Below are 22,515 nucleotides of genomic sequence, written 5' to 3'. Positions count from 1 at the left end.
TTAGTATTTTCTGACTTATTTTAGATGCCACCGCAATTCCTCAGGAACTAAATCAAAGGCAATGCTAGAGATCCCAAAATCTTTTGAGAATAGCTCCTTATTATTATGACAAACTGTTATTTGATCCCAATAAGCCAGGAAGAAATCTCCTTCCTGAATAAAGTCCATCCAACCATCTGCTTTAATTGATGCTTGTTTGTCGATCAATATAATACCTGAATAATTTTCCAGACTACCATCCAGAAACATTCCATTATGTCCCTCGATACAGGATTTCGACCAGTCGAAATCAAATTTGATGCTCATGCCCAATAAACTATTTAGTTCATCAACAAGTTGGATTTGCACCAGTTCCCTTAACTTTGGTCCCATAGTACATGAAAATCCATATTTATCCCAATTACTTTCCATAGATCCCGGATTTACTCTTTGTTCAATGCTCTTTTTGATCTAAACATAACATAGCCAATCAATGGAAATACGCCGGAAAGAATAACATAAATGCATTGAGCTTGGAAACCGTAGTTGAGATTTTAAAAAAAAGGTATTTTCTCAATAAGATCACCGATTAAAATTTCATAGCATATATAATAAGCTTCTAAGATAATCCACACGATTGTAATTGCGATATTTTTATTAAACTGATAATTTCCCATGATGAGTACACACGATATAAGTATGATCAACCCAATCAATGCTGGTCCCCAACATTTTAGCCGGCTATTCAAAAATAGGTTAGGGTATACTCCTAATGCTATATAGAAATATCTAGTCCTATAATAGTTATAAACTTTCATTTTTGTTTTATAAAAGCAAGACAACGAAAAAGCATTTGTCAAAATAACTTTGTTTTATATATTTGCATAATCAGTTATGTAATTAGTTATTGTTAAATTATACAAGATACAAAATATATCAATTCATCGCAGAATATGAACAGCATATTAGGGTAGATATTCCAAAATAGGTGCTATCACTGGCGAAGTAGTAAAAACGTTACGAGATTGATTATTTGCAAATTTGATATTTATGCAGTTAAAGACGATGAAAAAAATTGGTTTGTACATCGCACATTACCTTGAATAAAAACTGAAAAAAGATTATACAGATATTACTCGGTAAAGTCATTTATTACTGAGAAGGTATTACAGAAAGAACCAAAAGAATAGAAATATTATGTCAGTCCATACAGAAGATAAAAAGAAAGTTACTACGCTTCAGTTAAAAAAGATGAAGCAAAGCGGAGAAAAGATAAGCATATTGACTGCCTATGATTATACAACGGCAAGAATAATTGATGGTGCAGGTATAGACGTGGTACTTGTGGGCGATAGTGCTTCAAACACAATGGTGGGCAATCCAACAACGCTGGCCATCACACTTGACCAGATGATATATTACGCAAAATCGGTGGTAAACGGAACAAAAAGAGCATTGGTTATTGTCGATATGCCTTTCGGAACGGTATCGGGCAATCCCCTAAAATCCCTTGAAACTGCTATCCGTATGATGCAGGAAACAGGAGCAGACGCCATTAAGGTAGAGGGTGGAGCAGAAATAAAAGAAGATGTAAAAAAGATAATTGACGCTGGTATTCCTGTAATGGTACATTTAGGCTTAATGCCTCAGTCCATTAACAAATACGGAACCTATGCCATTCGTGGAAAGGATGAGAAAGAAGCGAAAAAACTTATTGAAGACTGTCTTTTAATGGAAGAACTGGGAGCATTTGGCATATTACTTGAAAAAATACCTGCAAAACTGGCGACCGAAATTTCAGAAAGATTAACTATTCCTACAATCGGTATTGGTGCAGGTTCGGGAACAGACGGACAGGTATTGGTCATTCAGGATGCCATGGGTATGAATAAGGATTTTTCACCCAAATTTCTAAGACGTTATGCAGACCTACAAACGATAATGACAGAAGCGACACATCATTACATCGCAGATGTAAAAGCAAGGAATTTCCCGAACGAAGATGAAAGTTATTAACCGTAAGACGAATAAATAAATGGAAATCTTCAACAAAACAGGAAAAATGGCATTGGGTAGCCGGCTACGTTTACTTACGGCAAAAGTAACCGAAGATGCAGCCAGAATTTACGAGCTTTACGATGTGGATTTTTCGCCAAAATGGTTTCCCGTGTTTTTCGTTCTTTATGATGAGGGAGCAAAAACCATCACCGAAATAGCCGAACAAATCGGACATTCCCAACCGTCCGTCACAAAAATTGTAAAAGAGATGGCAAAAGCTGGATTGGTTAAGGATAATCTCAAATCCAATGACAAACGTAGAAATGTAGTTGGGCTTACGGAAAAAGGAGCCACAGTCGCCGAAAAAATGATAAAGGTACAATGTGCTGATATTGACATCGCTATCGACGGTATCATTACGGAAGCCACGCACAACCTTTGGGAAGCGATTGAAGAATGGGAGTTTTTGTTGGAACAAAAATCAATTTTCAAACGGGTAAAGGAACAAAAAAAAATGCGAGAAAGTAAGAATATAAAGGTTATTGAATATGCCCCAAAATATCGATCCGCTTTCAGATCGCTCAACGAAGAATGGATTTCCAGCTACTTTGAGATGGAAGAAGCGGACTATAAAGCACTGAACAATCCCGAAGAATATATTTTGGACAAAGGTGGAAAAATATTTGTGGCTTTATACAATGACGAACCGCTTGGAGTTTGTGCCTTAATCAAAATAGACGATCCCGAATATGATTTTGAAATAGCAAAAATGGCTGTATCACCCAAAGCACAGGGCAAAAATATGGGGTGGTTATTGGGACAGACGGTTATTAATTCCGCTAAGGAAAACGGAGCTTCGAAATTATACCTTGAAAGTAACACCATACTAAAAGCCGCTATCAATCTGTATTACAAACTGGGTTTCCAGAAAATAGTAGGACACCCCACACCTTACAAACGCTGCAACATTCAAATGGAACTAAACTTAGACAACAACTAAACAACAGATATGAAAAACGTAGTAAAAAAAGAAAACGCCGTAGCAAGACAGTTCTTAGAAGTTGATTTCGTAGTGCTTTCCATCGGTAAAGATACAATGGGGCAGGTTCAGTTAGCCCGACAGGAATTGAAAGTGTAAAAGACGTAAAATATATTTTTAGAATTGTGGATGGGGAAGATTTGAAAAAAAATGCATTAAAGTATGGATTTGAATTGATTGGCTCACAAGAAAACATATTACCGAACGGGAAATCCTTTTTTACCTATGAATTTGTCAGGTAAATAAATGTATCAGACATCTGATATGGCTCTGCAATTCATAAACAAAAAGAAATGTACAACTTATGATATACGAAAGAGTAAAACAGAGTTTTGATAAGCAAGGTTTGATGAAAACCTTAAATGCTCAACTGGGAGAAGTCGAAAAAGGGCGGGTAAAAATCACTTGCGAATTTTCTGAAGCACTGACACAACAACACGGCTTTTTTCACGCAGGAGTAGCCACGAGTATTGTAGATAGTGCCTGCGGTTATGCAGCACTGACGATGATGCCCGAAAATACCGAAGTATTGAGCGTTGAGTTCAAAATCAATTTTATGAAACCCGCCAAAACAGACAAGCTCATTGCCATTGGTAAGGTGTTACAGGCAGGCAGGACACTGACCGTTTGTGAGGGTTATGTTTACGACAGCAACGAAGAAAAACTAATCGCAAAAATGACGGCAACGATGATTGCCATACAACAGTAACAATCCGTTATTATGATACAAATCATTGGTTATACTACCCTGTCACTCAATCTCATTTCAATGTCAATGAAAAAGGCCTCTATTTAAGAGTATTGGGGTTGGTTGCAAATGCCATTTATGTGGTGTATGGTGTTATGCTCGATGCTCCACCAATTTTTATCGGCTGTAAGATTGGCGTATTACTACATTCTTATAGGATATATAAAACGAAGAACGAAAAAACAGCGGAAAAAAGCTGAAATAGCAGAAATGCAAACAACTTTCTACATACCGTACAAAACTAATAATCTTACTATGAAAGAAGCAATAGCTATAATTTATCAGACAGAAACACCACCCAAACGAAACGGAATTATTAAACCGATGAAACCAGGCGGATATTCCGACAGCGGAGCAGATATTGCCTATTCACTCCAACAACAAAACATCCGTGTCATAACGCCCGTTGAAAACCCAAAAATTGAAAACGACTTGGATTGGGTATTTCCCGACACAATTGCAGGAATACAATCTGCCATTGGTAAAGGAGCAAACATTATCTGGCTCAATACAGTTTTGTACAAAGGACACCCCATTGAAGATTTCATCAAAAATGGCATTTCGGTCGTAGGGCAAATTCCCGAGAATGTTGATTTGTATGATGATAAATGGATAACAAACGACTTGTTAAAAGCAAGCGGCTTGCCCATACCAAAATCTGTAATAATAACACACGAAAACGTAGACAGTTATCAACTGGGCTTCCCTTTTCCAGTGGTGACAAAGCCTATTCGTGGCAGGGGCAGTCAGGGAGTTTCTGTCGTAAACCACAAGGAGGAACTAACAGCCCTACTCAAACAAATGTTTGGTTCCAAAAGCTATGGCGAAGCGTTGTACGTAGAAGAGTTTTTATCAGGACAGGAAATTACCATTACCGTAATGCCAAGGGGAAAATATATCTTCAATGGGATTACAGAAGCAAAAAACGATTATTGGGCTTTACCACCTATAAAGCGTTTCAACCATCACAACGGTATTGCCCCCTATAACGGAACGGTAGCTGTTATCAACAACAGCAAGGTTCTTACCGATGAAGAATTACGTCAAACAGCCATCATACAACTTTGCCGACAATGTGAGCAGGCAGCTAAATTAGTTAATGCCAAAGCACCCATTCGTATTGATTGTAGAGCCAATGCAGACGGTAAATATTTTCTGTTTGACCTTAATATGAAACCCAATATGACAGGTGCTTCCCGTCCGCACCGCCAAGACCAGGACAGTCTGACCGCATTGGCAGCCCGAAAAATTGGGTGGAGCTTTGACGATTTGATACTAAATATGCTTCATCAGCATTGGAAAGAATAACAGAACAATCAAATTTCATTATCTGAAAAACTGTGCCATTGAAGTGTCAGATAAGGTAAACGGTTTTAATTCGCAGGTCAGACGTCTTCCTTAGCTTTGGGCGTGATAGATAACTGTATCTTCGCTCAATGGGAGCCAGTTCCTTTTTTAGTTCGCTTAATCGGCTTTCTTTAGACAATGTACCGTTTATCACTTCCTGAAATACGACAGGTCTTTTTGTGGTGTACCCATACTATAATTTTGTTTAGAATTTACTTGAATCCTAAACTTAAAGGCTTGATTAATAACGCATTGTTGAAAAGGAAAGATTTTTTTATCAGATCCTCCGTTCAGGATAACACTAGCTATAGCCGAAACTGCGGTCGGTTCGCCAACAAAACGATATACCTGCTGTAAGTTTGCAGTTGAAATAGTCAGTTACATTCTCTAATTGACCTCCACTGTTTATTATCCTTTTTAAGAATTTTATGAATAGATGCGGTTGAGATAGAAGACTCAAATAAATGCTTCATCTCACTGGCTATACTACGATACCCTAAAATGCTATTTCGTCAGATACTCGCTTTTTCAAACAACATCAGGTAGGAGTCATCAGTCTCGCCAACAATCTTGAAACCCACGCTTAAATATAGATTCTTTGCCTGATTGGTTTTTAAGACACTCAATGTGATCGATTTCTTTGATTCAATAGCTTCCTTTATCAAATCATTCAATATTCTCGTACCGATTCCGTTGCCTTGGTAGGAGGGTGCCACCTGAATTTGTATCAGTTCTATGTTATTTGCTTGTCTGTGAACCTTTAATAAACCTATGGCACATTTATTTATCTCAATTATTGTGGCGTGTCCAAATTGATATTCAATCCTTTGTAAATGCGCCTCATCAGATACTGGTAAATCGCTAGCTATTAAATGCGGATTCATCGTCTGCATTCTGAGGTCCAACAAAAACTTGAGATCACTTTTTAATGCAGGTCTGTATTTTATTTCCAATGTCATCTATTCTAAAAACAAAAAAAGCAGAAAAACTATCGCAACTGTTTGTCCTCTTTTATCGAATGAACATCCATGAAATATTCTCCGAATAGCAAAATCAAATATAATAAATGAATTATATAATAAGGCCTCATAATATAACCAAAATGATAATAAGCAATCCTACCATTGGAGCTCACATGATTTCGGTTACTTAACAAGGGAGCTGATACTTATTGTATGAATTTTTTTAAATCGAAGGCTCCGTCCATAACGATATAAAATTTAATCAGAAATTAGTGGCGGTCAGATAGCCCGACGATCGTAATGTTTCCAAGATGTGGTTTGCCTCAGCTTGATCCATATCATTTGCAAATTTTATGGTTTTAAAACCATATTCAAATCGAATAGTGCCTCTGTTTCTGAACACTCCTAAATCATTCCTTCGGCCCCAAAAATTAAATTCAAAATGTTCTTCCTCAATATGAAATCTCTTCGCTTCCTGTAGATCATATATCTTCTGCCTGAAGAGTATATCGTTTTGTCTTGCAATAGTAATTTGTTCGCGATCTATTGTGATGATTTCTTTTCCAATTAAATACCACATCAACGTTTTCATTACAAATAAGCCACCTGCTATCCAAAAGATCAACCAAACTATAATAAATATTCCCTCGAAGCTTAATCCTCCCGTGTTATCGTAAAAGTCTCCGAGTGTCGGTCCAAAAGAAACAATTGATAGTATCCAACCGACCAGCCATAAACTAAAAATAATGATAATAGGTAAATGCTTCTTTGCCGGGACGATAATGGAATATCCCGTTGGAGTTTCGTAATGGGTTGCAATACCGCTATACGGCCTTTCCATAGTCAATTTGTTTTATAAGTTGTATCAATTCAAATGGTCTAATTTTCCGATGGCTAATATGCAATAAAAAAACGAATTAACGTATTGACTTTAAAAAATTAGTTCCTGATATCTCGGTTGGAAGGCGCTTCGTGACATACGTTAAAAGTACTGGTTCAAACTTCTATTGTACGCATAACACTTATTTACATTCATTCCCTGATGGAAGAGTAGTAGATTCGAATATGTATCATATCGATGCATGGTCTAACTTTATAAAATATATTCATGATAAATGGATTCCAGAAAATGCGGAAAAATACCTTAATGTCAGGGGTCCATTAGCGTTAGATTATTTAACTCTGCTATTGGCCATACCAGTAAAGATAACCCGATTATAGTTGCCATTGAAAGCCAGAATTTAGGGAAAGGCAAGATTATATTTGTATTTAATATTAGAGTGTTTGTCTATTTCTTCGGATTTAAAATTATCAGCACGAATTGTAAATAGTATTTCCGTATTATGGTAAAATTGGTTCTTATTGTACTCAATTATCAAAATTTATTAATTATTTTTTTATGAAAAGTATTGGCACAATTCGCTTTTCACTATTCGCACTATTTGGTTGCGTAGCTGTTCATGCGCAAAAAATCAAGGTAGAAAATAAAACAAAGTCCAGTTCCTTAGTGAGTTATGATGAAGAACCGTTTTCCTATGAATTTTTGGAGTACAACCTCGAGATCAATCCGAACAACACAAAAATCAATCTGGCGATGGAAGGTAAAGAGCTGATAGGCGCTATCATTGGTACCGCAATATGTCCGGGATCGTTACAACAGTAGGGGGCCTATTAGGAGGCATAATACGTGGTATTGCAGGAAGTAATACTGGTTCTGCATTGGTAGGCTGGATATTTCAGTATAAAATTGTTTTTTAAATTTTAAAAATATTAATATGCGATTATTTAATAATTTGTTTGGATCTTCTTCAAAAAGAAAAGAACAGGAAACTAAAGTGAGAGCACAATTCAAAGATGCAAAATATTTTCAACAGGAAGCGGATAGATGTAATCGTTTTATTGAAGCAGATAAAAAAAACGATATTGAGTATTTTAAGCAACATGGTAGATTAACTGCTTTTCATTATTTAAGTGCTGCTAGTATTAGAAATCAAAAAATAGAAACTTTATATTCTATTGGGGCAAACATACAAGAATTACTCGCAATATTTCAAGAATCCACAGAAAATTTTTCGTTAGGTTGGTCGGAAGAATATCAGGACTATACCCTTCTTTTGCAAATGGTTAGTTTCGCTTTGTTACTTGAAGTTGAAAAAGACGAAATGAATAAAATTAAAGATTTTATCAATATAGCAGATGGTAGTGCAATAGAAGAGATATGGAAGCCGGATTCATTGATTTTCTTTTTATTAAACGAAAAGGACAAGAAAAGAGATGGAGATAAACCTTACGAATTATTATATAATATAACCCAACTTCCAAAAGAAAAAGCAGAGGAGGCTATAAAAGAATATTTGGATAAATGGTACGAAATGCACAAAAATGAACCGTGGTATAATACCCATTTAAGAGACAAAGGCTATAGCGGATATTGGGCTTGGGAAGTTGGGGCGGTAGTAAAAAAAATGAGGTTGGATGATAGTAGTTTCAAAGACCATCCTTTCTATCCTTATGATATGGTACATTGGTGAATATTCCGACAAAAGTACACCAGATTTAGTGACCAATAACCCGAGCTATTTTACAACTGGATTGTATTAACTTTTCAAACTTAATGATTTTTTTTCTTTCTTAAAGACTTCCCCTGTAGCGAGAGTCTGTGTGCGGAAGCTGTCAATCTGTCCATTATCGCATCCGCAAGTGTTGGCTCATCAATAAAGTTGTACCATGCTTCAATCGGTAGCTGAGAAGTTATGACAACAGAGCTATCTCCATATCTTTCTTCCAATATATCCAGCAATGCAAGCCGAGTGTCGACGTCTATAGATTTTAACCCGAAGTCATCCAGTATCAGTAACTTTTGGTTTGCGATACCCTTTATCCATTTCAGATAAGTACCATCAAGCCTGGTCTGTACAACGGTATCCATAAAGCGGTTCATGCTGAAGTATAGCGTTTTAAAGCCCAGCGCACAGGCCAAGAAGTTACTGCGTTATGTGTCTCTGTAACCAACCTTTTAAATAGTTTAAAATTTTGGTGTCATCTGCCGGCTTCGTTAATTTGGCGATTTGGATAGTTTCACATATATTTGAGTTGTCGTGGAGGTAAAATAATACATAGAAATGGCAGCTACCAAACAAGATACATTTAATGAATTTCATAAAACGGCTTACAGATTATTGAAACTGCTGCTTTCACTATCCGAGGAGCAATTAAACTTCCAACCCACACACGGTTGGTCAGCTGGACAATTAGGAGATCATTTGTATAAATCCTATCAATTTGTTGAAATTTTGAATGGAAAAACAACTGTTACAGAACGACCAATCGACCAAAAACTAGATCCAATTAATGCCCTATTCGCAGATGATTCAATTAAAATGAATGCACCGAAAGCAATATTACCTTCCAACGAAAAAATAGATAAAAATGATTTGATAAAGTCTTTGGAAAATCGGGTTAAACAAATAAAAGAGACTATCGAAGCAAGCGATCTGTCTCTGACTTGCATTGCCTTTTCAATTCCGGCATATGGTGAATTCACGAGATATGAATGGATTTGGTTTAATATTTACCACACGCAAAGACATTGTCGTCAGTTAGAAAATATAATAGTGTCCAACAACTTATTTACCAAGTAACTTAAAAATACACGTTATACATTATCATCCGTATTTTTCCTGATAAATGCTAATAATGAAATCTTATGAAATGGTTATATAGAAAAGAATTAAAAGATAGGGGTTCATTAGCGAAAGTGGAAGCATACTTCGGTATTAAATTTCCGTCAGATTTTCGAGAAGTGGTACTGGAACATAATGCCGCAACACCGACTCCTAATACAATTGACACCTCACGACAAACAGGTAAAGCATTTGGTGAGCTTATAGATTTTAATTTGGACGCACGAGAAAATATCATCTCCTTATATAACCAATTAGAAAATAAGATTCCAGCAAAGATATATCCCATTACGATGGATCCCGGAGGAAACTTTTTGTGTTATGATTTCAGAATAGACATAGCCAATCCGCAAATCGTGAGATGGGATCACGAACAGAAATTTACTATTGAACATCAGGAGTTAGTCATCACGGATCATGAGCATGAACCCGATTATTACCATTTAGATTTTGTTGCAGACAGTTTTACAGCATTACTTAAAATTTTGTATGGCGATGAAAATGATGAGTCCACTAGTTGGGCAAAATTCCATGAAGACGACAAATTAAAGCAATTTACAGGCGAAGATTTAATTCAGATCAATAGGATAAGGGCCTTACAAGGTTTACCTCCAATAAAACACTAAGATTTTATTCTTATCGACACTGAAATCACCGTCTTTTAGAGGATATATTTTCATTTTTACTATTATATTAATTTCACTTATTCTTTTGATTGATAACATGTAAGATAAAAAAACATGCATCCAACAGCAAAATACTATGTTGTATATTGATGCAAGATGATTAATCTAATATAAGGGAGATTGAATGATTATGTCGCTTTCATTAATGACTTCAAATATCAGTTTTCTCCAAATATGGATGAATTTGAACAGAAGAGCAGTCGAAATCGTTCTGGACAAATTGGTGGATTCAATTATCAGTTTCATGGTGCGGGCTGCCGTCTAGAGAAAGACGGTGTTATATGGAATAGGTAAATTGGAGGAGTCGGAATTACAAGAGGTGCTACATACACTGGTTGAAGATGGCACTCTGGTCAAATTGGTATTGGGCGGCCTGGTATGGGAGATATATTAGATTTAACGCAAACAGCGCGCAGAGGCAATCCGTGCTGATGCTATTAGAGGGCTTAGTGTGGATATCTAAGAGTTTTCAGGACCTCCCTCAATCTTTAATAATGGCATCTATCTTAAAGGCTTTCTGTCCTCTGTCCAGCATAACGGAATTAATTCTATTTGCGAAAAAGTCCTTAATTAATTCCCCGTCACTTATATTCATGCTACCATTCCCGTTTTTGTCGAGGTATTCAATAATATTTAAAGTACCAATAACTTCAAAATTGTCTCGAAACTTCATAAAGTCTTTTCGGAAAATTAAAAATCCGTAAGAACCTAAAAAGTATGGCCGAGTCTCAGGATGAATTGACCACATCTTTTTAAGTTCATCATCAGAATATTTGAAGCAGTCACACTTTCTATTTCCTATTCCAAAGAATTCGATATTATTAATGTTTGAAGTCGTAGGCTTGTCGAAACTGTCGTAGGTCAATGCCGCGAAAGTAAAATATTGCGGGCTTTTGTCCTTGCGCGTACTTGTACAAAGCAACACTTTAAATTTATTGTCAGCGGCTTTGAATGTTAACAAGTCTCCTTGATTAATATCTGTTATTTTTAGCAATAGGATGTTTAATCTATAATTTTAAAGTTCAGTTTGTTATTTCCTGTTAAATGGATTAGTTCTTCATTCGTTATAGTTCCATCAATTTTGTTTGGTAGCACAATGCCAACCGGATGTCCGAAATTTAGGTATTCAGTGCTGTACATATTTCCTTTCGAATCAATCAATCGTTCTGATTCAGACCATTCATACCCAATGAAATCAACTTGGTTCACCAATTCTTCAATCGCTTCCAACTCAATTATATCTTTGGGATATTTTAAATCAATTATTATTGAAGGAAACACGGGCGGATCAAATTTGTCAGTGCTTTTCCAGTTTTTCAAATATTTGGAAATTATTTGCTCAAGTTTGTTGAAATCGCGTCTGTCATATATACTCCACATATCGTTAAACAACTCTCTATCTATGTCCTTTATGGGTTGAATGGAGTTTAAATGTAATTCTACGTCTCTCAAACCCCTTATTGGATATTTAAAAACATCAAAGGGGATCTTCTTTGTAATTGAATTATTTATATCGTCAATTTCTACCCACCAATAATCAATACGTTTAAGTTTTTTTAATCTCTTATATTCGGCTAGTTTGCCCATAAATAAATAGTAAAACCAATTCCTCTTAATTTGTGAATTAGAATCTAGCAAGGAATTACTAGAGGATATTTGTAATGTTTGTATCATTCCATTGTTGCTGACAATATTTGCTCAAACTTTGTATTTCTTCAATTTTAATGATCAGCACCAGAATAGATCCACATCGGCTCCGTTTGACCTGCTCGTTCAAAACCATTCTTTTTATAAAAGTCTATAGCCTTTCCATCGGCGGTGAGCATCTGCATATGAAAATCCTTATAAATCTCTTGCATTTTATCCATAATCAAACGACCAACCCCTTTGCCTTGATAGGAGGGTAGCACTAGTAGATGCGGATAATAAACCACGAGATACCCATCGGAAATGGCATTCCCTAGGCCTATTAATGTTGCACTATCCCAGGCAGTAACCAAAGAATGCGAATTGACGAGGGCTTTCATCAGTAGTTCTGGTTTTTCGGCTGCACTCCATTTATTAGCTTGGTAAAGTTGCAGAATGTCATTTGCGTTCAAATCTCGATTAACACTAAGCTTTATGTTCATATTATTCTGTAGTTTTCGTTCGTATATTTAAGTAATGGTTTTTAGTATGACCAATAGCCATTAAAAACACTTTTGAAAAGCAGTTTAAAACGAAATTTTTAATATTTCCTTTTTTCTTCAGTATCAATCCTAAGATGGCTAATCCTACGCCCAAACCACAAAGCCTGTATCCGTTAATTCTCCTCAGCTTTCTTCATAACGTAAATAATGCCAGAAGTGCCGCCCGATCCATTATAGTTATCAGTTAAATCGAATGAATTTACTAATTCATATCCAATCTTCGACATATAGTTCAGTATGGCAGCATAGGATTTTTTATTGGTCAATATTTCTGACAGCTTTTCACCTTCGGCGATCTGCTCATCTGAATCTCCTAAGTCAACTTTAACCTTTAGTTTTTTTGAAAGGAATTTTCCTTCAACCCGTATATACGCATAAGAATAAGTGTTTTGTATTTTAGCTAGAGAGTTGATAGGATAATGTGCTGAACTACGATTTAGACAACAGACGGTAAGAAAAGTGATTAAAAGTAATTTATACATAACCGATTTTATTATAATGCTAATTTATGACATATTCGTAGTACAAATCTTATTCCTTCATAAAAAAGAATAGAAGTTCGAATTTTAGTAAGTTTTTGGATAAAATGAACAAAAATATCTCAAATAACAGCATGATAAGCGTAACCGTCCACTTCGATCAATGATTTCATTGTATAGACCTATGGCACATTTATTCATCTCAATTATTTTGGCCTGTTCAAATTGGTATTCAATCCTTTGTAAATGTGCCTCATCAGAGACTGGTAAGGAGCTGGCAATTAAATGGGGATTCATCGTCTGTATCCTGAGGGTCAACAGAAACTTGAGGTCACTTTTTAATGCGGGTCTGTATTTAATTTCCAATCTCATATTTTAGCAGGTATCTCAGATCCCATTCCTTTTTGTTATGCCCAGCATCAATTCCGCCACCGATAGTATTTATAATATCCCTGACAGAACGGTCATGATAATTGATTAAATCCAGCGAAGCGCCTTTTGAAACAAGAAGATTTATTATTTTGATCATATTCTCCTGACCGCGGTAATTCATAACAGCTATCCATAAAGGTGTATTCCCATTTATTTCACGGATATCAATTTCTGCACCGCTATCAATTAAGTGGCTTACAATTCGATAGTTCATTTTAGAAACGGCTACGTGCAGAGCTGCAAGTTCACCGCCACGTTTATTCCGCTTATGATTTACATCTATGCCACAGTGTAAAAGAAAATCTATCAGATCTTCCGGTTGATACCTTTTGTCATATCCGGAACCCGCATATGCTATAAGCAGACTGTTCTGATCATACGCATCGGTTTTGCAGAAATCAACACCTTCTGACCTTGCTTTTTCTAATGTATCAATGTCATTTTCGTAGATAAGTTTAAATAATTCTGTAAATTCCATCTTTAAGTCGTTTAATGGTTTTCCTCCCTTTTAAAATTAGTAATTCAAGTCCGAATTCTCTATTTTTAAAATGCTCCAGTTTTTTGGAGAGAGGTCACTATACTTTCTACAACCTCCGTTTAGTCAACGGCCTCACTCCAACTTAATGAAGGGACATTTGACTTCTTTGTATAAAAGACAAGTCAAACAGATTGTCTGGACAGATGGTTTTTTTCTAACCATTGTCTCCAATCTGTTTGACTTTGCGGATAATATGTATCTATCTCCTTATTATGCATTTTGTTTTGCTAACCATTTTAAAATTGAACGGTTTGTTTCCTCCGGGTTTTCCTGTTGAATCCAGTGACCACAATCCAGAATGACAATATCCAGATTGGGAACGATATTTTTAAGATTTTCAGACTTTGGAATCGTATCCTGTTCTCCATATATCATTAGCGTCGGCTGATGAATGATCGGCTTTATATTCGCCATAAGGTGCCAGTTTCGATCAAGGTTTCTGTACCAATTTATAGCTCCGGTAAACCCCGATAATTCAAAGGCCGAAACAAATACAGATAGTTCGCTGTCTTCCATTAGGGGCTTCCCAATTGGTTCTACTGCTCTTGCGAGATTGATCATTAGCATTCCGGGAGCAGGTGGAGCGGGAGGTATATCTTTGCGGAATATGTTACGCAGGAACCGGAATACATTTTCATCCATTATAGCATCTGCAATTCCGATCTGCTTATTGAAATGAACAAAATAGAAGTCTTCTCCAAATACGGTTTCCATAAATTCAATCCATGGTTGTTCTCCGCGCTCCTGATAAGGCAGCGCTAAGTTTATTATTTTATTTACCCGTTCGGGATACAATAGAGCCAGATTCCACACAACATTAGCACCCCAGTCATGCCCCACAAAGGTGGCATCCTTGTATCCGTAATGATCAAGTAGCGCGATAAGGTCAGCAGTTAAGTGCTTTATATCATATTCAGTTAGTTCGCTTGGGCAAGATGAGTTACCGTAGCCACGTTGATTTGGGACAATGACGTGATAACCTGCAGCGACCAGAACTGGTATCTGATAACGCCAGGAAAATGCATGTTCCGGAAAACCGTGACAGAGAATAATCGGTTTCCCCGAATTTTGTCTTCCGGCTTCAAATACCTCTAATACTACATTATTAACTGAAATTAGTGTAGGCTTTGGAAATTCGATCTGATCGGATGCTGCACCGGATGATATGTCGCTCATGTTTTTATTGTTTAATAAAATTGTCATGAGGCAAATTTAAATCTGGTTTGTGACAGCAGAATGTCAAGAGTCAAAACTGACCTCTTTCCAAAAAACTGGCCTACCGCAACGAATAATAAAGCACATCAGGCGAATTGTAATTATAGGGAACACCTAAGCATTAAATCTTTAAATTTATTCAAAAATCTATCCATGAAAAACAAATGGTATAAGCAAAATGATGATGAGTATATCGTAAAGAAGCACAGTTCAATTACGATAATTGGCCTACTGATTTTCGCGGCAAAAAAAAAATAAATAACCAATTACGATGAAATTTAGCAGAATATTTTTATTTATAAATCTTATACTTCTATCTGTAAGCTGTACGGGACAGAATAAAAGCACAAAATCAGAAAAGGATATCTATGCTATCGGAACCGAAATAAAGCACTTCGATAAAGAACCGCATTATGGCGCAAATATAGTAACAAGTAATTGCTCGTTCGAAATTCTTATCAACGATGTTCCCGTTATCAAATACAAGGATAATTCAGGAGGTGGTTTATCGGGTTCGTACTTCCCTTTGAATTGGGACATCACACAAAAAGGCCCGCAAAAAATCACCATTCGTCTCTCTCCCGGATTTAATCAAAATGCAAAGTCAATGCATCCATCATTGATGAGAAACTCTGGGGTTCAGATCAAAATCGAAAAATCCTTCATAGATACAGATGGCAGTTGGGGGGATGAGGAAGAAGTGACTACCTACACCACTCCACAAAAAATAGTGGAAGGTAAAGAAGTTTCAACATTTGACGGAAAGAATTTTTTTGAAGAAAGTTTTACTTTTGACGCCGAAGTTCCCTACAAAATAAACATTTTAGATAATGCCGAAGTTCTTTTTACAAAGAATAAAGACCAGTTACAAGCATTAGAAAAGCAAGTTGTTGCAAAGTACAATGAGATAAGATGTATATATATGAAAGGTACGAAAGACGATTTGGCGAATGCTGTTTATGAAAAAGAAAAAAGACTTGCACAGCAACAGTATCTTTCTTCCGAAGAAATAAAAAACAACTGGGACAAAGAATATCAATTCCGAACAGATGAGGATTTAGAGTTTTTTGATCTGAAACCCATTGAAAAATACAAAATGACTTTCTATGCTAACGGACAACTGGTGTGTTTAGAGAAAATTAACAATGAAAAATCAGCATTATGGGGAGGCTTTAAGCGAAAAGATAAAGAAGTTGGTACTACAACTTACATTCCGCTATATCTGTACCGCCCAAAAAATAGCAAGGAGCTTCAAGTTTATTAAGATCGGCATCCAGCAAGTAATTAAACTGATATAGAAAATATGATGCGGGATGTGTATGGATTTGACCTTTCTAAATCGACGATTTCCCGGATTACCGACCGTGTGGCGGGTGATGTGATCGCCTGGCAAAACCGTCCGCTGGACAGCGTATATCTGATTGTCTGGATGGATGGCATTGTTTTTAAGGTCAGGGAGAACTCCAAAGTGGTCAATAAGACCATTTATCTTGCCGTGGGCCTGAACAGGGATGGCTATAAAGAAGTTCTGGGCATGTGGCTGGGCAAGAATGAAAGTGCCAGTTTTTGGATGGGAATCCTGACAGACCTGAAATCCCGGGGCGTAGAGGATATGCTGATTACAGCGACCGATAATCTCCATGGTTTCTCCGCTACTATACGGAGTGTTTTTCCTGAGTGTAGTACCCAGGTCTGTGTTGTCCATCAGATCAGAAATGCGTGCAGATATGTTGTATAGGAAGGATAAAAAGGCGTTTACAGCGGATATGAAGCCTATCTATGATGCCCCCAATAAACAGGCTGCACAAGCCGCGCTGGCAGATTTTGCCGGTAGATGGGAATCCAAATATCCCTATGCCGTAAGATCATGGAGGGAGAACTGGGATGAACTGACCGTCTTTTACGACTTTCCACTTGAGATCCGAAGAATTATCTACACGACCAATATCATCGAAAACATGAATGGGAAGATCCGTAAATACACAAAGAATAAACTGTCATTCCCCAGTGATGATGCCGTACTAAAATCTGTATATTTGGCTTTGAGAGAAATCTCTAAAAAGTGAACTATGCCTATTCATAATTGGGGCATTATCCTAAATCAGTTCTTAACTTTATTTGAAAAAAGAGTCCAGTTATAAGGAACATAACTGAACTCCGTATTTTCTATTTACACACTTAGTGGGACAGTCCCTGTTATCGCCATTTCTAATGCCTTTAAGCAACCAATCGCCTCTAAAGTTGGATGTAAGGAATAGCCGACGATCATTCTCAAGTAAGCATCTGTGATCAGGCTAAGGTAACTAAACCCATGTAAAGTCCGAATATATGTGATATCGCTTACCCACAGCTGCTCGGGGCCAGTTATAATTAGTTTTATGAGGTTTGGATACCTTCTAAAAACATGGTTGGAATCTGTTGTACGCGCGATACGCTTGCGACGTCTGATCAACAGGCCATGAAACCGAAGTAAATCAAATTGGTCCCTCCCTATTTTAATGCCATGTTCAACTAACTTTGGTTCCAGCACGTACATTAGTTTTCTTGTCCCCAACATTGGCATCTGTGTCCGTATTTCTTTAATCAGCGTCAGCACCACCATATTAGCAATAGTAGCTTTTTCAGCATGTCGGATAGCGTCATAATAAGCTTGTCTCGTTACGCCAAACAGTGCACAGAGATCTCCTAGACTTACATAGGGATAGCTCTGCCTCATTCTTTTGACTGTTTGGCACCATGCTTTTTTCTTATTTTGATCTTAAGTTCTTCTTCGCTAACCTGGATTAAAGTTTCTAATCCATTTATTTTTAGGTTGGCCTTTTCCAAGGTCTTCTGCAATTCTAAAACTTGTTTGGATAGTAGCTTTATCTTTGAGCTTTCATTTGGTTCCTTCATCGGCTTTGCAATCAATCCATTAGGTGCCAAAGGAAGTAAAGAAAATTGGGTTATCCAACTGTCAATGGTCCTCCGATTAATCTTATAAGTCCTTTCTACAGTACGTTGACTGAGCCGACCGCTTTCAACTTCTTGCACGAGCCTCTTTTTTAACTCTTCTGGATAAGACCTTCCAACTCTTTGGAACGGCTTGGAATTATCCACATTACTCTTTTTTGTCATATACTTTACAATTTAGTGTAAAGCTATTTCAGGACAAGACACTTTTTTAATAAAGATATTTATGCAGTTCATTCGTATTATTGAGTTTGGATTATTGTAAATAAAATCCAGATTATAGCAACTAAATGAGCTAGCCGTACCTTATCTTATTTAATATCTTTAACCTTTCGTGTTAATGTTATGAGATTAAATATTTTCTCAGTCTTTGAAGGTGATAATGACCCTTATAATGTTAATATAAGAGCCACTTAAGTTATACTTTGAGCGAATAGCTGAAAGCATTGAAGTTAGTCTTATGTGGCTATAGATGATCCTATTAGCATGAAAGCTATAGTTTGGAAACTAGTTTATATTTTTTGAATATGCTATATAGGTCAAGCCTTATAAAAAGTTATATGGATAAATACAGTAGATCAAAGAAACAGGAAAGCAATAGCCTCTTTGCAAATGGGGATATGGACACGATCCGAAAAATTCTGGAACGGTTATGTTTTCAAACAGATATGGAGACTGCGATCATACATCGAAAAAGTGATGAAAATCAGTTCTTTTGGTGTAGGTACGATGCCAAATATCAAAAGCTGACTTTTGATTCAGATCGATATTATTACGATGTATGTAGTAAAATTCGGGATGACCTCAATCCAATCGTTATTCAGGATGTTCACTATTGCGAGAATGGAGCATGGAAAATTTTTTTGTTGCAGAATGGGATAGGAAGTTTTATATCGTTTCCACTTTTGGATAAAGATGGCATACTGCTTGGGAAGCTCTTTTTTTTAAGTTCAACTTCAAGCTTTTTCGATAAAAAAATATTTACTCAGATGATGGCGATTTATTGCGATATTATCGTTATAAATTTTGCCTCGATTTCTAATATTCAGAAGGTTAGGGAGCGCTTGGATATCGAATTGGAATATTCCAAAAACAGAGATATCATTTTGATGTCACTGGCCCATGACCTTCAAAATCCACTTAGTTCTGTTCTCATATTGTCACAATTTTTAAAATATAAGGCATCCAGTTATAAATTAAATGAAATAGCGGGTAAGATAGTCGATGCTTCTTTAAGAATGAAAAATATGATAGGTGACATACTCGATTTCAATAAGATGAAACTGGGGAGTGCTGCTGTATTGAATTACGAATATGTTCGTGTTGAAAAATTAATAGATGAGATTATCAGTGAGTTCAGCTCAGATAACTCGCAGAATTTAATTAAAAATATTAAAAATGTAACCCCAATCGTATGTGACAAGAGCAAGATAGGTAGGGCATTTTCCAATTTAATTGGTAATTCCTATAAGTATGGGAAGAAAGGGGGAAGCATTGAGATTTCTTCATTTCTAGACAATAATAACTATGTTTTTACCATTGAGAATGAGGTGTATCCGATATCACCTAATGACTTAGCCGAACTTTTCCAGCCATTTGTCAGAAAATCAAAGGGGAACGGGTTAGGACTTGGGTTGTTTATAACCAAACAGATCGCTGAAATACATGGCGGAGGTGTGGCAGTCTCAAGCAATAATGGTAAAATTATGTTCACGTTGTCAATTCCATGTACACTTTAGATTTAGTTATTGAATTCTGTTATATGGAAAGGAGTGTAGCGTGCCGTTCAGTATTTTTAAGCCCAACAAGCATATGCATTATTGAATATTTCGAGATCCAACTCATTGATTTAACCTGTTGATTTTTAATTAAAAATGGTTAATTATATTTGAATATTTTAGGAAAAAGATATATTTGTTATACATTCATTTTAAATTTAGATTATGGGAAAATTTGTTATTAAAACTGCCAAAGACGGGCAGTATTATTTTAATTTGAAAGCGGATAATGGTCAGACCATTCTTTCCAGCGAAATGTATACGACTAAAGGAGCGTGTATAATTGGTATTGATTCGGTAAAAACAAATGCTCCAAATGATGGACGTTATGAGAAGAAAACTTCATCAAATGGCAAGTACTTTTTTAATCTGAAAGCGAGCAATGGCCAGGTAATCGGCAGTAGCGAGATGTACGAATCAACCGCAAGCAGGGATAATGGTATTAATTCAGTTAAAAACAATGCCCCAAATGCATCTGTGGCTGAGGAGTAAAAAACGTAATTGAGGATTAAATATTAACAAACGATATTAGATCATAAATAAAGCCTGCTCAATAGCAGGCTTTATTATGTTTGTCGAAATTATCAGTTCATTAATCATATTTTTTTTGTTCAAAAGCTGAAGGCATAATTTCGATATGATGTTTTTCTGACTCTTTTATCAATAGCGGTAAAAGTATACTGCTTCCCGGAATAATTACTAAGGGAACGACGATACCTATAATTTTTAATGAATCAACCAATTGGGTTCTCAGCAATAGATCGTCTTCAGGAGTTATTGCATCACCACTGATATATTTATGTATTACGACAATTGCGGACTTGTCCCCCTTGTATTCATTTTTTAGATCAGTCAAAAAAATATGAAGGTGCTGTTCAATTTCTTCTTTTATTTCTAACATTGGAATATTTTTAAAAAGTTTGTTGTTTGTAAATGGAAATTCTTCATTGGAACTTTGTGAAAAAATAATAGGAGCTAAGATTGCTCTATATCAAGATCCAAGGTTTTATAAACCGCTGTTAATTCATTTTTAAGCTGCTTTTTCTCATTTTCGATTTTTTCTAAACGGAGGAGCAAATGACTGATCGCTTCAATTCCTTCCATATTTATTTTCAAATCGAAATAGAGACGAATATATTTTTCAAGTGCAGTCAATTGTTTGTAATCCAAATAATGATTTTTTTGAAAGAAAGTAAGTTTTATCAAGCCACGTTCATTCAATTCCTGGATAAAGGAGGTTTCGATATTATAGTGAAAACTACATTTTTCAATTGATACTTTCTTAAATTTTAATTTTGACATCGTATTCATTTTTTAGCGTTCTTTTGAAAGTTGTTCAAATAGTTCTTTTTCCTTTGCTGTAAGCTTTGTCGGAATTTGGATTTGCCAAGTAATATAGAGGTCTCCGAAAGCATCTGTTTTTTTGTATAAAGGGAAACCTTTTCCTTTCAGCCGGACCTTCGTATTGTTCTGAGTTTCAGGAGCAATTTTTAGTTTAATGTTACCAGATAGGGTAGATATCATTTCATCACCTCCTAATATCGCTTTGTAAAGATTTAGGGGCATATTAATGTACAGATCATTTCCCTTACGGATGTATGCTGTGTTATTAACAATTTCAAAGGTAATATATAGGTCACCAGCGGGACCTCCGTTAGCTCCTGGAGAACCGTAACCTGCTAGCCTAATTTCCTGGCCATTATCGATTCCTCCAGGAATGGTAATACGTATATTTTTTCCATTGATCGAAAAAGTTTGTTTATGGGTAGTATATGCTTCGGAAAGATTTACCTGTAAGTTTGCGCGAATATCCTGTCCTTTGAATTTCGTTTGATTGGAATTACCCGTCCGTTGTCCACCGAACATTGAAGAAAAGAAGTCAGAGAAGTCACCATCGTCCGAACCTCCATATGAGTAATAGCTATCGTTTCCTTGAAATGGATTACCGCCATTTCTTGCAGATCCAGCATTTGCGTAGTTACCCGTGTTTTTTTGCTGTCTTTTGGCTTGTTCAAATTGATCGGCATGTTTCCAGTCCTTACCATATTTATCATATTTCTTTCTTTTTTCTGGATCGCTCAGAACCTCATTCGCCTCATTGATTTGCTGAAATAAGGTTGCGGCTTCAGGATTGTTTGGATTTAAGTCAGGATGGTGCTTTCGCGCGAGTTTTCGATATGCTTTTTTTATTTCATCGTTCGAGGCATTTTTGGAAATGCCCAAAATTTTATAATAGTCTATATAATCCATTTATAATATTATTGATAAATTTTACTCTATTTAATTTCAATTCTTGTCGATATAATTGCGAATTTCCTTGTAATTTCTATTTATTTAATTCAGTAGGCTTGTGCATACTGAGATTTATTCTTTCGATTCAAATTTTGATTGTTTTGACTTCAAATTTAGTATACCCTAGCTTTTATCCTATGGTTTACTTGGTGAATAGATAATCTGAAATATTATTTTCACGAATTGTGATAGTAAAAG

Annotated in this window: 30 protein-coding genes; 15 read left to right on the top strand and 15 right to left on the bottom strand. The window is 36.1% G+C overall.

The window, feature by feature from the left end; all coding sequences use genetic code 11:
* Positions 1-15: 15 nt before the first annotated feature.
* A complete protein-coding gene (locus OGI71_RS06505) occupies positions 16-411 on the bottom strand; it encodes a hypothetical protein (RefSeq protein ID WP_282254581.1) in 396 nt (131 codons plus the stop codon).
* A 765-nt stretch (positions 412-1,176) separates the two neighbouring features.
* Here OGI71_RS06505 and panB point away from each other — a divergent pair.
* The 5 genes from panB (at position 1,177) to OGI71_RS06480 (ending at position 5,072) form a co-directional block, all read left to right on the top strand.
* Positions 1,177-1,995 carry a 3-methyl-2-oxobutanoate hydroxymethyltransferase gene (panB, locus tag OGI71_RS06500; protein WP_282254580.1) on the top strand — a complete coding sequence of 273 codons (819 nt, stop codon included), beginning with the start codon at positions 1,177-1,179 and terminating at the stop codon, positions 1,993-1,995.
* A gap of 19 nt (positions 1,996-2,014) precedes the next feature.
* A complete protein-coding gene (locus OGI71_RS06495) occupies positions 2,015-2,977 on the top strand; it encodes a helix-turn-helix domain-containing GNAT family N-acetyltransferase (protein ID WP_282254578.1) in 963 nt (320 codons plus the stop codon).
* A gap of 9 nt (positions 2,978-2,986) precedes the next feature.
* Complete coding sequence (locus tag OGI71_RS06490) at positions 2,987-3,115, top strand: hypothetical protein (protein ID WP_282254577.1); 129 nt, start codon at positions 2,987-2,989, stop codon at positions 3,113-3,115.
* Between the two features lie 205 nt (positions 3,116-3,320).
* Complete coding sequence (locus OGI71_RS06485; RefSeq protein WP_282254576.1) at positions 3,321-3,725, top strand: PaaI family thioesterase; 405 nt, start codon at positions 3,321-3,323, stop codon at positions 3,723-3,725.
* A gap of 294 nt (positions 3,726-4,019) precedes the next feature.
* The gene (locus OGI71_RS06480) at positions 4,020-5,072 is read left to right on the top strand and encodes an ATP-grasp domain-containing protein (protein WP_282254575.1); all 1,053 of its coding nucleotides are present in this window, start codon (positions 4,020-4,022) and stop codon (positions 5,070-5,072) included.
* Between the two features lie 551 nt (positions 5,073-5,623).
* Here the strand turns inward: OGI71_RS06480 and OGI71_RS06475 are convergent.
* Positions 5,624-6,070 carry a GNAT family N-acetyltransferase gene (locus OGI71_RS06475; RefSeq protein ID WP_282254574.1) on the bottom strand — a complete coding sequence of 149 codons (447 nt, stop codon included), beginning with the start codon at positions 6,068-6,070 and terminating at the stop codon, positions 5,624-5,626.
* A gap of 265 nt (positions 6,071-6,335) precedes the next feature.
* Positions 6,336-6,914 (bottom strand): hypothetical protein, encoded by a 579-nt coding sequence (locus OGI71_RS06470; protein ID WP_282254573.1) that lies wholly within the window; start codon positions 6,912-6,914, stop codon positions 6,336-6,338.
* 558 nt (positions 6,915-7,472) lie between these two features.
* On the opposite strand from OGI71_RS06470, the gene OGI71_RS06465 reads away from it, so the two are divergent.
* A complete protein-coding gene (locus OGI71_RS06465; RefSeq protein ID WP_282254572.1) occupies positions 7,473-7,736 on the top strand; it encodes a hypothetical protein in 264 nt (87 codons plus the stop codon).
* A 112-nt stretch (positions 7,737-7,848) separates the two neighbouring features.
* Positions 7,849-8,604 (top strand): PoNe immunity protein domain-containing protein, encoded by a 756-nt coding sequence (locus OGI71_RS06460; protein WP_282254571.1) that lies wholly within the window; start codon positions 7,849-7,851, stop codon positions 8,602-8,604.
* Positions 8,605-8,684: 80 nt separating this feature from the next.
* On the opposite strand, the gene OGI71_RS06455 is transcribed toward OGI71_RS06460, so the two are convergent.
* Positions 8,685-9,053 carry an ATP-binding protein gene (locus tag OGI71_RS06455; RefSeq protein ID WP_282254570.1) on the bottom strand — a complete coding sequence of 123 codons (369 nt, stop codon included), beginning with the start codon at positions 9,051-9,053 and terminating at the stop codon, positions 8,685-8,687.
* Between the two features lie 142 nt (positions 9,054-9,195).
* On the opposite strand from OGI71_RS06455, the gene OGI71_RS06450 reads away from it, so the two are divergent.
* The 3 genes from OGI71_RS06450 (at position 9,196) to OGI71_RS06440 (ending at position 10,736) form a co-directional block, all read left to right on the top strand.
* Positions 9,196-9,714, top strand: coding sequence for a DinB family protein (locus tag OGI71_RS06450; RefSeq protein WP_282254569.1), 519 nt, complete (start codon positions 9,196-9,198; stop codon positions 9,712-9,714).
* Between the two features lie 65 nt (positions 9,715-9,779).
* Positions 9,780-10,382: an SMI1/KNR4 family protein gene (locus OGI71_RS06445; RefSeq protein WP_282254568.1), complete on the top strand. Its 603-nt coding sequence runs from the start codon at positions 9,780-9,782 to the stop codon at positions 10,380-10,382.
* 180 nt (positions 10,383-10,562) lie between these two features.
* Positions 10,563-10,736 (top strand): hypothetical protein, encoded by a 174-nt coding sequence (locus OGI71_RS06440; protein WP_282254567.1) that lies wholly within the window; start codon positions 10,563-10,565, stop codon positions 10,734-10,736.
* Positions 10,737-10,923: 187 nt separating this feature from the next.
* Here OGI71_RS06440 and OGI71_RS06435 read toward each other — a convergent pair whose 3' ends face one another.
* The 6 genes from OGI71_RS06435 to OGI71_RS06410 form a co-directional block, all read right to left on the bottom strand.
* Positions 10,924-11,436 carry a hypothetical protein gene (locus tag OGI71_RS06435; protein ID WP_282254566.1) on the bottom strand — a complete coding sequence of 171 codons (513 nt, stop codon included), beginning with the start codon at positions 11,434-11,436 and terminating at the stop codon, positions 10,924-10,926.
* Positions 11,437-11,444: 8 nt separating this feature from the next.
* On the bottom strand, positions 11,445-12,029 hold the full coding sequence (locus OGI71_RS06430; RefSeq protein ID WP_282254564.1) for a hypothetical protein: 585 nt from the start codon (positions 12,027-12,029) through the stop codon (positions 11,445-11,447).
* A gap of 134 nt (positions 12,030-12,163) precedes the next feature.
* Entirely contained in the window at positions 12,164-12,571 is a 408-nt protein-coding gene (locus tag OGI71_RS06425; RefSeq protein WP_282254563.1) for a GNAT family N-acetyltransferase, read from the bottom strand.
* 173 nt (positions 12,572-12,744) lie between these two features.
* A complete protein-coding gene (locus OGI71_RS06420) occupies positions 12,745-13,113 on the bottom strand; it encodes a hypothetical protein (RefSeq protein WP_282254562.1) in 369 nt (122 codons plus the stop codon).
* 352 nt (positions 13,114-13,465) lie between these two features.
* Complete coding sequence (locus OGI71_RS06415; protein WP_282254561.1) at positions 13,466-14,020, bottom strand: ankyrin repeat domain-containing protein; 555 nt, start codon at positions 14,018-14,020, stop codon at positions 13,466-13,468.
* 270 nt (positions 14,021-14,290) lie between these two features.
* The gene (locus tag OGI71_RS06410; protein ID WP_282254560.1) at positions 14,291-15,256 is read right to left on the bottom strand and encodes an alpha/beta hydrolase; all 966 of its coding nucleotides are present in this window, start codon (positions 15,254-15,256) and stop codon (positions 14,291-14,293) included.
* Positions 15,257-15,566: 310 nt separating this feature from the next.
* On the opposite strand from OGI71_RS06410, the gene OGI71_RS06405 reads away from it, so the two are divergent.
* From OGI71_RS06405 to OGI71_RS06395, 3 genes are read left to right on the top strand one after another with little or no spacing between them, the layout of a single operon-like run.
* Complete coding sequence (locus OGI71_RS06405) at positions 15,567-16,559, top strand: hypothetical protein (protein ID WP_282254559.1); 993 nt, start codon at positions 15,567-15,569, stop codon at positions 16,557-16,559.
* 39 nt (positions 16,560-16,598) lie between these two features.
* Positions 16,599-17,033 carry a transposase gene (locus OGI71_RS06400; RefSeq protein WP_282254558.1) on the top strand — a complete coding sequence of 145 codons (435 nt, stop codon included), beginning with the start codon at positions 16,599-16,601 and terminating at the stop codon, positions 17,031-17,033.
* Positions 17,023-17,361 carry a transposase gene (locus OGI71_RS06395; RefSeq protein WP_282254557.1) on the top strand — a complete coding sequence of 113 codons (339 nt, stop codon included), beginning with the start codon at positions 17,023-17,025 and terminating at the stop codon, positions 17,359-17,361. The genes OGI71_RS06400 and OGI71_RS06395 overlap by 11 nt, the downstream gene beginning before the upstream one ends.
* A 104-nt stretch (positions 17,362-17,465) precedes the next feature.
* On the opposite strand, the gene OGI71_RS06390 is transcribed toward OGI71_RS06395, so the two are convergent.
* Positions 17,466-18,011 carry a hypothetical protein gene (locus tag OGI71_RS06390; protein ID WP_282254556.1) on the bottom strand — a complete coding sequence of 182 codons (546 nt, stop codon included), beginning with the start codon at positions 18,009-18,011 and terminating at the stop codon, positions 17,466-17,468.
* A complete protein-coding gene (locus OGI71_RS06385) occupies positions 18,008-18,412 on the bottom strand; it encodes a hypothetical protein (protein WP_282254555.1) in 405 nt (134 codons plus the stop codon). The genes OGI71_RS06390 and OGI71_RS06385 overlap by 4 nt, the downstream gene beginning before the upstream one ends.
* Before the next feature lie 395 nt (positions 18,413-18,807).
* Between OGI71_RS06385 and OGI71_RS06380 the strand changes: the two genes are divergently transcribed.
* Both OGI71_RS06380 and OGI71_RS06375 read left to right on the top strand, forming a co-directional pair.
* Entirely contained in the window at positions 18,808-19,986 is a 1,179-nt protein-coding gene (locus OGI71_RS06380; RefSeq protein ID WP_282254554.1) for a HAMP domain-containing sensor histidine kinase, read from the top strand.
* A 204-nt stretch (positions 19,987-20,190) separates the two neighbouring features.
* Positions 20,191-20,517: a YegP family protein gene (locus tag OGI71_RS06375; RefSeq protein ID WP_282254553.1), complete on the top strand. Its 327-nt coding sequence runs from the start codon at positions 20,191-20,193 to the stop codon at positions 20,515-20,517.
* Between the two features lie 100 nt (positions 20,518-20,617).
* Here the strand turns inward: OGI71_RS06375 and OGI71_RS06370 are convergent, their stop codons facing one another.
* From OGI71_RS06370 to OGI71_RS06360, 3 genes are all read right to left on the bottom strand, one after another.
* Positions 20,618-20,926 carry a hypothetical protein gene (locus tag OGI71_RS06370; RefSeq protein WP_282254552.1) on the bottom strand — a complete coding sequence of 103 codons (309 nt, stop codon included), beginning with the start codon at positions 20,924-20,926 and terminating at the stop codon, positions 20,618-20,620.
* 74 nt (positions 20,927-21,000) lie between these two features.
* A complete protein-coding gene (locus tag OGI71_RS06365; RefSeq protein WP_282254551.1) occupies positions 21,001-21,327 on the bottom strand; it encodes a chaperone modulator CbpM in 327 nt (108 codons plus the stop codon).
* Between the two features lie 12 nt (positions 21,328-21,339).
* Positions 21,340-22,275, bottom strand: coding sequence for a J domain-containing protein (locus OGI71_RS06360; protein ID WP_282254550.1), 936 nt, complete (start codon positions 22,273-22,275; stop codon positions 21,340-21,342).
* Between the last annotated feature and the right edge of the window lie 240 nt (positions 22,276-22,515).

The organism is Sphingobacterium sp. ML3W, from assembly GCF_029542085.1.
GTDB lineage: Bacteria > Bacteroidota > Bacteroidia > Sphingobacteriales > Sphingobacteriaceae > Sphingobacterium.
This window is presented reverse-complemented; position numbering and strand designations above follow the sequence as displayed.